Annotated in this window: 9 protein-coding genes and 1 pseudogene; 4 read left to right on the top strand and 6 right to left on the bottom strand. The window is 72.4% G+C overall.

The window, feature by feature from the left end; translation table 11 throughout:
* Window positions 1-312 precede the first annotated feature (312 nt).
* From ACFYOH_RS19755 to ACFYOH_RS19730, 6 genes are all read right to left on the bottom strand, one after another.
* The gene (locus ACFYOH_RS19755) at window positions 313-471 is read right to left on the bottom strand and encodes a hypothetical protein (RefSeq protein ID WP_388627113.1); all 159 of its coding nucleotides are present in this window, start codon (window positions 469-471) and stop codon (window positions 313-315) included.
* A 43-nt stretch (window positions 472-514) separates the two neighbouring features.
* Window positions 515-595, bottom strand: coding sequence for a peptidoglycan-binding protein (locus tag ACFYOH_RS19750; RefSeq protein WP_388627222.1), 81 nt, complete (start codon window positions 593-595; stop codon window positions 515-517).
* Between the two features lie 104 nt (window positions 596-699).
* Window positions 700-1,005 (bottom strand): WXG100 family type VII secretion target, encoded by a 306-nt coding sequence (locus ACFYOH_RS19745; RefSeq protein ID WP_388627111.1) that lies wholly within the window; start codon window positions 1,003-1,005, stop codon window positions 700-702.
* A 166-nt stretch (window positions 1,006-1,171) separates the two neighbouring features.
* Window positions 1,172-5,386, bottom strand: coding sequence for an FtsK/SpoIIIE domain-containing protein (locus tag ACFYOH_RS19740; RefSeq protein ID WP_388627109.1), 4,215 nt, complete (start codon window positions 5,384-5,386; stop codon window positions 1,172-1,174).
* 6 nt (window positions 5,387-5,392) lie between these two features.
* Window positions 5,393-6,220 carry a sensor histidine kinase gene (locus ACFYOH_RS19735; RefSeq protein WP_388627107.1) on the bottom strand — a complete coding sequence of 276 codons (828 nt, stop codon included), beginning with the start codon at window positions 6,218-6,220 and terminating at the stop codon, window positions 5,393-5,395.
* A 67-nt stretch (window positions 6,221-6,287) separates the two neighbouring features.
* Window positions 6,288-6,899 (bottom strand): LuxR C-terminal-related transcriptional regulator, encoded by a 612-nt coding sequence (locus ACFYOH_RS19730; protein ID WP_388627220.1) that lies wholly within the window; start codon window positions 6,897-6,899, stop codon window positions 6,288-6,290.
* 141 nt (window positions 6,900-7,040) lie between these two features.
* On the opposite strand from ACFYOH_RS19730, the gene ACFYOH_RS19725 reads away from it, so the two are divergent.
* From ACFYOH_RS19725 to ACFYOH_RS19710, 4 genes and pseudogenes are all read left to right on the top strand, one after another.
* On the top strand, window positions 7,041-8,792 hold the full coding sequence (locus ACFYOH_RS19725) for a protein kinase (protein ID WP_388627105.1): 1,752 nt from the start codon (window positions 7,041-7,043) through the stop codon (window positions 8,790-8,792).
* Window positions 8,714-10,174, top strand: a complete 1,461-nt coding sequence (locus ACFYOH_RS19720; protein ID WP_388627104.1) for a protein kinase — start codon at window positions 8,714-8,716, stop codon at window positions 10,172-10,174. The genes ACFYOH_RS19725 and ACFYOH_RS19720 overlap by 79 nt, the downstream gene beginning before the upstream one ends.
* Window positions 10,175-10,338: 164 nt before the next feature.
* Window positions 10,339-10,740 (top strand): annotated as a pseudogene (locus ACFYOH_RS19715) (hypothetical protein); the annotation flags it as partial.
* Window positions 10,741-10,786: 46 nt separating this feature from the next.
* The gene (locus ACFYOH_RS19710; protein ID WP_388627103.1) at window positions 10,787-12,634 is read left to right on the top strand and encodes an HSP90 family protein; all 1,848 of its coding nucleotides are present in this window, start codon (window positions 10,787-10,789) and stop codon (window positions 12,632-12,634) included.
* Window positions 12,635-12,636: the final 2 nt, after the last annotated feature.

Below are 12,636 nucleotides of genomic sequence, written 5' to 3'. Positions count from 1 at the left end.
GGTGCAGGTTGACGGTCGTGGTGGGTCGCGGGTCCGTGAGGACGATGGTCGCCGCCGTTGGGTTCTCGGCCAGGTGGACTGGGCGCGCGGCCACGACGGGTACGCATACCGCTGGGACGGCGGCGTCCATTACTGGGATGACGGCCGCTGGGTCCAGGGCTGACCCTGGCCTCGCGCAACGCTTCGGCCGGGTCCGCGAGCCTTCGGCACCATGCCGTTCCGGCAGGGCCCCGGCGCACTCCGTGTTCGACAGGGGACCAGGTCCGAGTTCCGACTTCTGACCACCTCGCGGTGCCGGCCGGGTCCACCGGGTCAGGGAGCCTGTCGGGTCCCCTCGGCGGACGAGGTGCGGGCGAACCAGGTTCGCGCCTCGTCGTCGGACAGGACGCGGGTCAGCTTGGCCGTACCCGGGAGATGGGGAAAGAACCGGTCGGCGTTCCAACTGCGCCGGTAGAGCGGTTCGTCCAGCACGAGCAGGCGGTATCCTGCCGTTTCGCACCACCGTTCCGCTGAGTCACGCCCGCAGCGCGTGCCAGGTGTTCATGCCGGCGACGCCGTCCACGCGCAGGCCGTGGGCACGTTGGAACGGCTCCACCGCCGTGCGGCCCGTGTCCGCGATGTTCGCTGCCGACAGGCCGTCGTCCTCGCCTCCTTCCGTGCCGTTCCCCGGAGGGAGGCGAGGGCACGCGGTCGGCAGCTTCAGCCGCTGAAGCTGCCGATCTGCGCGGCACCCTGCGCGTCGGTGTTGTCGATGTTGGTGATGACCGTCTTCGCGCCCGTCGCCATCTTCTGCAGCGACTGCTCCATCAGGGCGGCCGCCTTGGCGAACGCCTGGAAGTCGGCGTCGAACTTCTGCGCCGACTTGCCCTGCCACTCGCTGGAGCTCGCCAACTTCTGCCCGGCCGAACGAACCTTGTTGACCTCCTGCGTGAAGGTCTGCACCGCCGAGAGGAACTGCTGCGCGTCGCTCTGCGCGTTCGCTCCGACCAGAACCTGAACCGCCATGGCGCTCTCCCTCTTCCTGTCGCCGGCCTCCCGAAGTCCGGTGCCGGTCGCCGTTGTCGATGGCTCGAAGGTAGGCGCAGGAGCGGTGCCGGCAGTAGCGTGCAGGGCGTCGGACGTATGCCGGACAGGGTGTGTGGTGCGAGGCACCACACACCCTGTCCGTCTGTCAGTCGTCAGGCACGGCGACCTGGACGGCGGTGAAGGAGCCGTCCGAGACGAGATATCCGCGCCCGGGCCGCATGGCGAGCGCGGGACGGCGCGGCAGGCCGACGCCCAGCAGGTCACCGTCGAGCGAGTCGGGCATCAGCAGCACCCCCGACCTGCTGCGCCGCACCGACGTCAGCCAGTGCATGCTGCTGCGCACCTCGCCGTCGTTGCGGGCCGCGGCGATGACGTGGATCCCGGGGTCCTGATGGGACGTCAGAGCAAGGAACACTCCGCTGAGGTCGTCGAACGCGTCCGCGTCGTCGATCAGCACCACAGGCGGCCGGTCGTTCTCCTGGACCAGAGCGGTGAGTTCCGTCAGGTCGGAGGCGAGTCGCACCGGGGCCGGCAGCCGGCGGACCGGTGACTCGCGTGGCGCGTAGGCGAAGACAGGGGCGTCCACGGCACCCCGCAGGCCGAGCGCGATGCTGGCCAGGAGTGTGCTTCGCCCGGAGCGCCGGGGACCGCAGATGAGCACGTGGTCGTGTTCGTGCACGGTCAGGTGAACCGGCTCCAGGCTCTCCTGCGCGACCCCGATGGGGATGGTCCACGGGTGCGCGTCGGCGCGCGCTCTCGCCTTCAGTCCCGCCAGCGGCAGGGTCTGCGGCAGTACCTGGATGGCCGGAACATGGTGCGGCCCGGGCCAGGTGGCGCATACCGCGGACGCGGCTTCGGCGAGGTCCTCTCCCGGTGCCGCGACCTGCACGACCTGCCGCGTCGCCACGACGACGCCGCGTCCGGGGGCCGCCTCGGGCACCTCGCGCGCAGGCACGCCGAAGTGCCCGTAGTCCGAGACGTCGGCGAGCCGCAGGAGCACCTTCTGCGCCGTACGGCTCAGCCAGTTGCCCGGTATGCCGCCGGCCCGGTCGACGGTCCCGGCGAAAGCGATGCCGACGGCCGGGCCATCGGCGTAGACCTGCCCGAGCCGCCCCATCAGCTCGTCCAGCAGCAGGTCGTCCCCGGCCCCGGTGAGCAGTGCGCCGAGCCCGTCGACGGCCACCAGCCAGCGCGGGAAGTCCGCGCCGCCGCTGGCCTTGCGTCGCTCCAGTTCCTTGCCGAGCAGGCCGACCAGCCGCACCAGCCGCTCGCGGTCGGAGCTGCGGACATGGCCGCCGGTGTGCGGCAGCCGGGCCAGCGGGGCCAGGTCGCCCGCGCCGTGGTCGAGTACGTACAGGTGCAAGCGCTCCGGAGGCAGGGCGCGCGCCCAGGCCAGCACCAGCGACGCCAGGGCTGTGGTGGTGCCCGAGCCGACCGCGCCGAAGACCAGGAGGTTACCGGCGTCCGGGTCCCAGCCCAGTGGTACCTGTCGCTGCCGGTCCGGATCGTCGGCGAGCACAAGGGCCGGCAGGCCCGCGGTGGGCGTCTGCAGACCGGCCTCGGCGACGTCCAGGCCGGCGAGCGGGACGAGCCGCGGCAGCGGATCGGGCCATGGTCGGCGCGGTGCCGCGTACCCGCCTGCCGTGACGGCCGCGCGGGCCATATCGACCAGGCGTCGCAAGTCGGTGGGGCCCGTCTCGGCATGTGACTCTTCGGTGCCCGGAGCGGTTGGCATACCGGGAGGGAAGACGAATGGGGCGACGCGCAGCCGCTCGCCTGCGGCCTCGGTCGCGGTGACGGTGGTCGCCAGGGCCGTCTGGACGGCCTCCACCTCGCCACCGGAGACCCGCCGGAAGGCCCGGCCCCACTGCCGCGGTCCGATCGCCGCCGCCGCGGGCGAGTCGATGACGGCGCGGGAGTCCTCGGGGGTCTCCACCCGCAGTGAGATCCGCAGCTTGACGTTGGCCTTGATGGCGTCGCTGACCGAACCGTCCGGCCGTTGCGTGGCCATCACCAGGTGGACGCCGAGCGCGCGGCCACGCTGAGCCACGTCCACCAGGGCGTCGACGAAGGCCGGCAGCGTCTTGACGAGCGTCGCGAACTCGTCGATCACCACCACCATGCGCGGCATGGGTTCCAGCTCCGGACGGCCGGTGTCCCGCAGCCGTTGGTACGTACGGAAGTCCGACACGCCGGCGGCCCGCAGCATCCGCTCGCGGTGCCGCAGCTCCGCCTCCAGGCAGCGCATCGCCCTGATGCTCAACTGCTCGTCCAGATCCGTGACCATGCCGACGACGTGCGGCAGGTCGGCGCACTTGTCGAGTCCGCCGCCGCCCTTGTAGTCGATGAGCACGAAGACCAGGTGGTCCGGGTCGTTCCCGACGGCCAGTCCGGTGACCAGGGTGCGCAGCAACTCGCTCTTGCCCGAGCCGGTGGTTCCCGCGATGAGCGCGTGCGGTCCGTCGTCGTCCAGGTCGATCTCGTACCGACCGTCGTCGGTGACACCGAGCACGGTGCCTGCGCGCAGCGTGCGCGCCGCTGCCCGCCAGCGGTCCAGCAGAGCGCCGGCGGTCAGGTCCGGAAGGCCGAGCAGCGGCAGCAGAGGCGTGCACGCGGGCAGGCCGGCCCCGGCCAACGCGATTTCGGGATCCTCGAAGCGGGCCAGCGCCCGGGCGGTCGCGCGTGCGTGCGCCTCGCCGACGCCGGCGGTCAGCATGCTGCCGCGTCGCTCGCCGGTGGCCACGTGGCGCAGCTCCCCGGCGCCACCGGCGCGCACGCTCAGCACCACCTCGCACAGCGCCGGCAGCGGATCGGCGAGCACCACGGCCCGGGTGGCACCGGCCCGGCCGCCGATCAGGTCGCGCAGCGGGCAGTTGCGGCCCTCCAGCAGGGCGGCGCCGTCGACGACCACCAGCAGCACACCGCGCTCGGCCTCGGGGAACGGATGGTGGGCCAGGAGTTCGGCGGCGAGGCGGTCCGCCCCTGCGCGGCCGACCCCGATCAGCCGGCTCGTGCCCTCGGTCCGGTCGAACAGATGCGGCAGCCACTTCGTCCACTCCCACCGCGCCGACCAGGCCGAGTTGGTGAACACCGCGACCGCCAGGTCGGCCGGGCCCGCCGCCACCGCCGCCTGCAACAGCAGCGCGCGGGCCGCCGCGAGCGCGGCCTCCCGGTGTCCGTCGATCCCGAGCACCCGGGTCACGCCGAGATCCACGTGCACCGGGACGCGCGGCAGTTCCGCGTACCGGGCGAGCACCTCGGCGACTTCGGCGGGCAGTTCCCGGGCGCCGGAGGGCGGTTCGGCGAGCTGCGGCTGCCAGGGCTGGTCACCCACGCCGACCGCGAGCTTCAGGAAGTCCTCGGAACCCGCACGCCGCTCCCACAGGGACGCACCGGGTGCTTCGGCGCGGAACGCGACCTCGGCCGGATCGAGCCCCGCGGTCCTGCGGCGGGCGAGTTCCGCCCGATGCTCCCGTGCCACCTCGACCTCGAAGCGCTTCAGCGCGGCGAGGTAGGCACGATGCCCGCTGCGGCGTCCGGTCCGACCGCGCAGCCGCTCCTCGAACCCGGAGGCGAGATACGCCAGCGGCGACAGCGCGGCGAACACGGCGAACCGCACGTCGTGGAAGAGCCACACCGTCAGGGCGGCCAGACCGATCGGTGCCAGAAGTGACGTGTACAGAAACGGCGAGCGCTGCCGACGCTCCGGCGCCTGGGGCACCGGCAACGGCACGGGTGCCGGCGGCGTCCTGCGCGCGTGGCGGTGGAACGGTACGCGCCAGCCGTGCCGCACGCCGTGGACGGTGTCGACGCTCGCCCGTCGGTGTTCCTCCGGCGGGGTCACCACGCGCAGCACCGCGCCACCGCCGACACCGATCACGTCCTGCTCACCGACCGGCGTCGGTTTCGTGATCAACGTCCCGTTGACGTCGATGCCGTTACGGGAACCCTCGTCCGCCACCATGACCGGCCCGGCCGCCGCTACGGTGAGCACGCCGTGGCGACGCGAGACCGCGGGGTGATCGATCCGCACACCGCAGGCGGCGTCCCGGCCGACGGGCGTCTCGCCCGGGCGGAGGGGCAACCGACCGCCGGCGTCCGGACCGGCGATCACCCAGGCCTCACGTGGCGGCGGCTCGGGGCGGCTGTGCGCGACCGCGGTGGCCGGGCCTACGACCGACCCGGCCACCAGCCCGGAGGCGGGCAGCCCGACCGAGCCGGCCACCAGACGTCCGTCGATCACCAGGGCCACGGGCGGCTGCCCGAGCGCCTTCGCCAGGTCGCCGACCTCGGCGGTCGGGTCGGTGATCGTCAGGGCGTACTCGGTCCTGCGTCCGCCGCTGTCGAATACGAATTCCATGGGTGCCTACTCGGGGATCGGAAGCCGTAGTTCCACGGAGGTTCCTTCACCTGCGGCACTCTCGATCAGCACCGCACCGCCGACCTCGGTGAGCCGGCCGATGATCGACCGCCGCAGGCCGGTGCCGGCCGTCGGTTCGCCGTCGAAGCCGCGTCCCGCGTCGACGATGGTGAGCACGAGGCCGTGCGACCCGTGGTTGACGCGGAGGGTGGCGACATCCGTTCCCGCGTGTTTGACGACGTTGGTGAGGGCTTCACGGGTCGCCTCGACCAATGCCGACACGTGGGAGCGCGGCAGCCGGTCGTGCGGATTGCCGGCGGCGGCGAGCCCGGCGGTGTTGACCTCCACCCGCAGATGCTGCAGGGCGAAGGCGCGGGCCAGCGTCTCCAACTCGGCCACCAGATTGCCCGGTTCGCGCTCCCTGCCCGTCTCCACCAGGTCGCGCAGCCACGCCGCCTCCTCGGCGACCTGGCCGCGCACCCCCGTGTCGAACCGACGGTCACCGCGGGCCAGCATCTCCATGATCTGCAGGACCCGGTCGTGCAGGATCCGCTGATGCCGCTCGCGCTCCTGAGAGCGTGCCGCCTCCTCGGCGCAAGTGATCGCCGCCGCCGTCTGCCGGTCGAGTTCCCGTCCGGCCCTGCGAACGGCGCGCGCCGCCACCGCGGTCGGCAACGCGAAGGCGACTGCCGTCGTGCCCGCGGCGGCGCCGCCCCGCACACCGGCACCGGCGAGCCACCACACGAGCGGGCACACCGCCAGGGCCGTCCCCGCCGCGGTGCGGACCCATAGGGCCGCGAGCCGGCCGGCCGCCGTCACCCCCGTATCGGACATTGTCCGCTCTGTCCCGTTCCTCGCCCTTGTTCTGGCCCTTGTTCTGGCCCTTTTCCCGCAGCGTGTCTCAGGTGCGGCGCGCCGCCAGGGCGATCCTGGTCAGCTCCGCCTTGTTGCCTGCCTGCAGCTTGACGCGAATGCGCTCGACGTAGGTGTCGACCGTGGCCTTGGTGACGTTCATGCGCCTGGCGGCCTGGGCGTGGGTGAACCCGGCCGCGATCAGGTCCAGCGCCTCGCGTTCACGCGGCGACAGCAGGTCCGACGGGTCGTCGGGTACCGCCGGTGTCGCGGAGAGCGCGGCGGCCAGCACGTCCGCCAGCTGCGGCGAAAGCGAGAACCCGCCCGCCGCGACCGTCGCGAGGACCGCCAGCAGCGTCTCCTTGCCGGTGTCCTTGGTGACGTAGCCGCTCGCTCCGGACCGGACGACCGCCAGGACGTCGGCCGGGGCACGCGAGGCGGACATCACCAGAACCCGTGCCCAGGTGGCCATCTCGGAGACTGCCGGCGTCGACGGCCTGCCGTCCGCCAGGTACAGGTCGAGGACGACGACGTCGACCGAGCCGTCCCGGGGCACTGCGGCCGGGTCGTCCACCGAGGCCACCACGTCGAAGCCCGCACTGCTCGCCAGCAGTGCCGCGACACCTTCGCGCGTCACGGGATGATCATCGACAATCGCCACCCGTACATCCGCCACCGGACAATGGTCGCAGTGTGCTGATTTGCCGTCAACTCAACCTCGGATGCAGGGGATTTCACGGGACATGGGGTCCTGGGCCAGGATGGGACCACAGTGCCGCGCGGAGCAGGGCGAGGGGGAATCATGGGCTCCGGACTGACCGATACCGACCTGGCAGTGCTCGGTGCGAGTCCGCTCACACCGGACGACCCGGCCAGAGTCGGGCGGTACCGGCTGGCCGCGCTGCTCGGCGCGGGCGGCATGGGGCGGGTGTACCTGGGGTGGGCGGACGGCCGTTTCGTAGCCGTGAAGGTGGTACGCCCCGAACTGGCGGGCAACGAGCAGTTCCGGCGCCGCTTCGCCCGCGAGCTCACGGCGCTCAGCCGGCTCGACGCCGCATTCACCTCGGCCCTCGTGGACGCGGAACCCGACGCGAACCGGCCCTGGCTGGCGACGGAGTATGTGCCCGGGGTGCCGCTCGAGGACGCGGTCCGGACGGACGGGCCCCTGCCACCGACGGCGGCGTGGCGCCTGGCGGCCGGTGTGGCCACCGCGCTGGGGGCGATCCACACGGCGGGCATCGTCCACCGTGACCTCAAGCCGTCGAACGTGATCCTGGACCTCGACGGTCCGAAAGTGATCGACTTCGGCGTGGCCCACGCGGCCGGTCTGAGCCAGGTGACGGTCACCGGGCAGCACGTCGGCACGCCCTGCTACATGGCGCCGGAACAGGCGCGGACGGGAGCCCTGGGTCCGCCGGCGGACATCTTCGCGCTCGGCGGGCTTCTGACCTTCGCCGTGACCGGCAAGCCGCCCTTCGGTGAGGGCACGGCCACCGAAGTCCTCTTCCGCGTCGTGCACGAGCCTCCCGATCTGACCGATCTGGCAGACGTCGACCGCGAGTTGCACGCGCTGGTCACACGCTGCCTGGAGAAGGATCCCGGACAGCGCCCCGACGCCGCCGCCGTGGTCGCTGCGGCAGGGGCCACGCGCGCCACCGCTCCATGGCCGCAGCCCCTGCTGGCCCGCATCGAACGGCGCCGGGCGCTCACCTCACAAGCGCCGGCGGACGAACCGGAGTTACCGGGTGGCGGGCTCACCGGCGCCGACGACGCGGCCGGGTTGCCCCGCAAGGCGCCTGAGCGCGCCGCACGGCCTTCGCACCGGCGGCGCAACATCCTGGCGGCCGCGGCCGCAGTGGTCCTGGTGGCCTCGGCCGCCGTCACCGCCGGTGAACTCGCTCGGCACAACGGACCGGCCGCCGGCGCCAGGGCCTCCGCGCGCAACTCCGGCGTCACCCCGGCGGTGAGCTCGGCATCCGCAGGCCCGCGTTCCAGCGGGCCCGGCGCCGGCGGCACGTCATCGGGAGCCACGAGCGGCCACCCGGCGGATCCTGCCGGTGGCGCGAACGGCGCACCGCCGCCCGGCGTGACCGGCGGCCAGAACGGCCCCGGCGCACCACCGTCCGACGTGACCGGCGGTCAGAACGGCACCCACGCACCGCCTGGAGCCACCAGCCCAGCAGGGCAGGGCCCCGGCCCCACCTCGACGCACGCTCAACCAAAGGCCGGCTGGATCCCCGGGTCCGTCGCCTCGTCCAATGGCTGCGAGGCGTGGATGAACTACCGCCCGAGCGACGCCGGTGGATTCACCCAGGCCTTGCTGGAGTCCTGGGGCAACGACTGCAGAATGAACTACTTCCGCGGCCCGGAGTCGAGCAGCCAGAAATTCACCGACGCACGTGAGCAGCAGGGAGCGGGCACCCTCAATACCGACTTCTACTGGGACGGCCCCGGTGTCTACACCTGGGTGTGCGTATGGCGGGTCGGCGAGTACAAGCAGAACAGCTGCGGCGGCAAGTACTACGTGCAGGGTGGCACCTACCACACGGCGTGAACGCGGGCGCGCACTGCGGGTGCGGACAATTCATCGGGGTGGTCAGGCCAGTCGCTCACAGAGATCCCACAAGAACCGTCTCTACGGTGCCTCGGCGGATGTCGGCAACGAGGGGGAACACCGTGGATCGTTCACGTCGTCTGGGCGGACGCTACCGTCTGGAACACGTTCTGGGTCGCGGGGGGATGGCCGAGGTATGGCTGGCGTACGATCTGCTGCTGTTCCGCCAGGTTGCCGTGAAGGCGCTCCGGCCGGACCTGGCGGCCGATGCCGAACACTGGGTGCGTTTCCGCCGTGAGGTCGTCTCGGCGGCCCTGCTGGGCCACCCGTCCGTCGTCGCCGTCTACGACGCGGGCGAGGACACGATCGACGGCCGCCTCGTCCCGTACCTCGTGATGGAGTACGTCAAGGGCACCACGTTGCTCCAATTCGTGCGCGAGGCACGGATCACCGGACCCGAGCACGCCCTGGAACTCACCGCCGGCGTGCTGGAGGCGCTCGATCACGCCCACCGGCACGGCATCGTGCACCGGGACATCAAACCGGCGAACGTCATGCTCTCCCACGAGGGCAGCGTGAAGGTGACGGATTTCGGCATCGCCCGCTCGGTGGATCAGGCGGGTACGACCCTCACCCGCACCTCGGTGGTCGTGGGCACGGCCGAGTACCTTTCGCCGGAACAGGCCCGGGGCGAGCAGGTGGACGTCCGCACCGACCTGTACTCGACCGGCTGCCTGCTGTACGAGCTGCTCACCCGCCGTCCCCCGTTCACCGGTGACACCCCGTTGGCCGTGGCCATGAAGCACCTCTCGGAACCACCGGTGCCTCCCTCTGCCCACGTCCCGCAGCTGCCTGCCGCCTACGACACTCTGGTGCTGCGCGCGCTGGCCAAGGATCGTGCGGACCGCTACCAGACCGCCGAAGAGATGCGCGACGCCATCGGGAAGGTGCTGGCAGGCCGTGCCACGGCGGTGACCTCGCCCCTGCCCGTTCCACCCGCGGCGGTCCGGCACACCCCACCGCCGCCGCGCCGGGATCCCCGGAAACAACGCCTTGTGCGCCGAGGGCGCATCCGCCGGCCGCTTCAGGCGATGGCGGTGCTGCTGGCGGCCGCCGTGGGCACCTACCTGATCATCGGGTCCCACGCCCCTGCTCGTCCCCGGGTCGCGACACCCTCGCTGATCGGCGAGACCATCGCCGAAGCCCGATCGAGCGCCCAGGCAGCCGGCGTACGCGTCCAGCCGATCCGACACCGGGAGTGCCCTCACCCCGGCACGCCCGTCGGACGAGTATGTGAGCAGACACCTGCGCCCGGCAGCAAGGTGCCACGTCACGCCATCGTGCGGGTCACCCTGTCGCCCGGCACACCGCACCAGAGGTAGAGCGTCCCGCTTCCCTGGCGCATCGTCCGACTCCGTGAACCACCGGTGGAAAACCCTCCAGCGACATGCCGCGGCCGGAAGTGAGCAGGCGGCGCCATGGTGTGACCCATTCCGGCCGCAGCTCGGCGGCCTCCAGCAGCTGCTCCTCGGCGATGTGGAGCCGCTCGTGGGTGCAGCCCCGTTGGGGCGGCGAGCCCGGCGAGGCCCTGGCGTTCGCCCGTGAGGCCTTCGCGCGGGCACCCGATGGCCATCGCCTCGGCTGTGTGATCGCCATGGCACACATCGAGGACTGGGTCGAGTCCGACCGTAAGAACTGCCTCATCACCCCCGACATCCAGGACGAGTTGCTGGAAACGGCCGAGCGCAGCATTCTCCACCCCGCCTACGTGCGTCGCCCGGGCTGGCAGCAGGACTTCAACATCTTCGCCATGGCCCTGTCCCTGGCCTCCGAACGCCTCGTGCTGCCGTGCGTCTTCCGCGAGTTGCAAGGCGCCTACACCTCGTGGCCCTGGAGGTACATGGCGAAGCCGGAAGAGATGTACGCCCGCGCCCGGCGCAACGCCTGATCCCGCCACCCCACCCGCCGTCGCTCACCTCACCCCGGACTGCCCGATGACTCTGCCCGCGACCCCTTCGAGCCCGGCCGGCGCCGACCGCACCTTCCAGGTGGATCTGCGCGGCCTCGTCGATCTCCTCTCCCACCACCTCTACTCCAGCCCCCGCGTCTACCTGCGTGAACTCCTGCAGAACGCGGTGGACGCGCTGACCGCGCGGCACGGTCTCGAACCGGCCGCCCCCACCGGCGCCTTCGGTATCCGCCTGTACGCCGACGGCTCGGTCGTACGTGTCGAGGACGACGGCGTCGGTCTCACCGAGGCCGACGTGCACACCTTCCTCGCCACGATCGGCCGCAGCAGCAAGCGCGCCGAGCAGGTCGCCGAGCAACGCGCCGGCTTCATCGGCCAGTTCGGCATCGGCCTGCTCTCCTGTTTCCTGGTCGCGGACGAGATCCATGTCCTGAGCCGCTGCGCCCGCACTGCCGACGCCCCCGCCGTGGAGTGGCGGGGACGCGGTGACGGCAGCTACTCCGTCCGCACCCTGCCCGCCTCCGCCCGCCCCGGCCCCGGCACCACCGTCACACTGACGCCGCGCGCCGACGCGGGCGAGTGGACCCGGCCGGCACAGGTGCACGCGCTGGCCCGGCACTTCGGCTCCCTGCTGCGCCATCCCGTGACCTTCGACGACGGCACGGGCGGCCCGGGCGCATCCGTCAACCCCGAGCCCGCACCCTGGGCGCGTGCGTACCCCACGCCCGGAGCACGCTCCCGCGCGCTGGCCGCGTACGGCGCGGAGGTGTTCGGGTTCACGCCGCTGGACACCATCGAGCTGGATCTGCCGGCCGTGGGCCTGAAGGGCATCGCGTGCGTGCTGCCCGAGGCGGTGCCGGCCGGGCGCCGCCACGGCCACCGCGTGCACGTCAAGGGCATGCTGCTGTCCGAGCAGGCCCAGGAGATCCTGCCCGAGTGGGCGTTCTTCGTCCGCTGTGTCGTCGATGCCGAGAGCCTGCGCCCGACGGCGTCCCGCGAGTCCCTGTACGAGGACGACACCCTCGCCGCCGTCCGTGACGCCCTCGCCGAACTGCTACGCGCCTGGATCGCCCGGACCGCCGCCGGCGACCCGGACCTCCTCGGCCGTTTCCTCCAGGCCCACCACCTGGCCGTGAAGTCGCTGGCGGTGCACGACGACGAGATCCTGCGGATGCTGCTGCCGTGGCTGCCGTTCGAGACCACCGACGGACACGCCACGCTGGACGAGTTCGCGCGCACCCACCGCACCGTGCTCGTGACCTCAAGCGTGGAGGAGTTCCGGCAGGTCGCGGCGATCGCCTCGGCCGCCGGGCTCGGCGTCGTCAACGGCGGCTACACCTACGACCGTGAACTGGTCCACCGGCTGCCGGAGATCAGGCCGGAGGTCAGCGTCGCAGACCTGGACCCGGCCACGCTCACCGCCCACCTCGACCCCGTCGACCGGGAGACGGAACTGGCCGCCGCGGCCTACCTCGCCCAGGCCCGCGACGCCCTCGCCGTCTTCGACTGCGACGTCGCGCTGCGCACCTTCCAGCCCGCCTCCGCTCCGGCCCTCCTCCTCGACAGCCGCGAGGCCCGGCACGAGCGCACCCGCTCCCAGCTCGCCCGCGAGCAGCAGGGCGGCCTGTGGGGCGACATCCTCGGCCACCTGCGGCAGGAGGCGCCGCGGGCCCAGCTGATCCTCAACCAGCTCAATCCGCTGGTCCGTACGGCCGTCACCATCGACGAACCCGAACTGGCCCGCACCAGCGCCGAAGCCCTCTACGGGCAGGCCGCGATGCTGTCCCGGCGCCCGCTCCGGCCCGCCGAATCGAGCCTCATCAACCGCTCCTTCCTCGACCTTCTCGCCCACGCCCTCCGCAAGGACAGCTGACG

It is taken from the genome of Streptomyces sp. NPDC007856 (genome assembly GCF_042868225.1).
Lineage (GTDB): Bacteria > Actinomycetota > Actinomycetes > Streptomycetales > Streptomycetaceae > Streptomyces.
Note: the sequence above shows the minus strand (reverse complement) of the source record. Positions and strands in the feature narration are given on the sequence as shown.

Coding starts and splice junctions, on each gene's coding strand:
- ACFYOH_RS19720 (WP_388627104.1), top strand. CDS start 8,714: ATGGCGGGTCGGCGAGTACAAGCAGAACAGCTGCGGCGGCAAGTACTA.
- ACFYOH_RS19725 (WP_388627105.1), top strand. CDS start 7,041: ATGGGCTCCGGACTGACCGATACCGACCTGGCAGTGCTCGGTGCGAGT.
- ACFYOH_RS19735 (WP_388627107.1), bottom strand. CDS start 6,220: ATGTCCGATACGGGGGTGACGGCGGCCGGCCGGCTCGCGGCCCTATGG.
- ACFYOH_RS19740 (WP_388627109.1), bottom strand. CDS start 5,386: ATGGAATTCGTATTCGACAGCGGCGGACGCAGGACCGAGTACGCCCTG.
- ACFYOH_RS19710 (WP_388627103.1), top strand. CDS start 10,787: ATGACTCTGCCCGCGACCCCTTCGAGCCCGGCCGGCGCCGACCGCACC.
- ACFYOH_RS19745 (WP_388627111.1), bottom strand. CDS start 1,005: ATGGCGGTTCAGGTTCTGGTCGGAGCGAACGCGCAGAGCGACGCGCAG.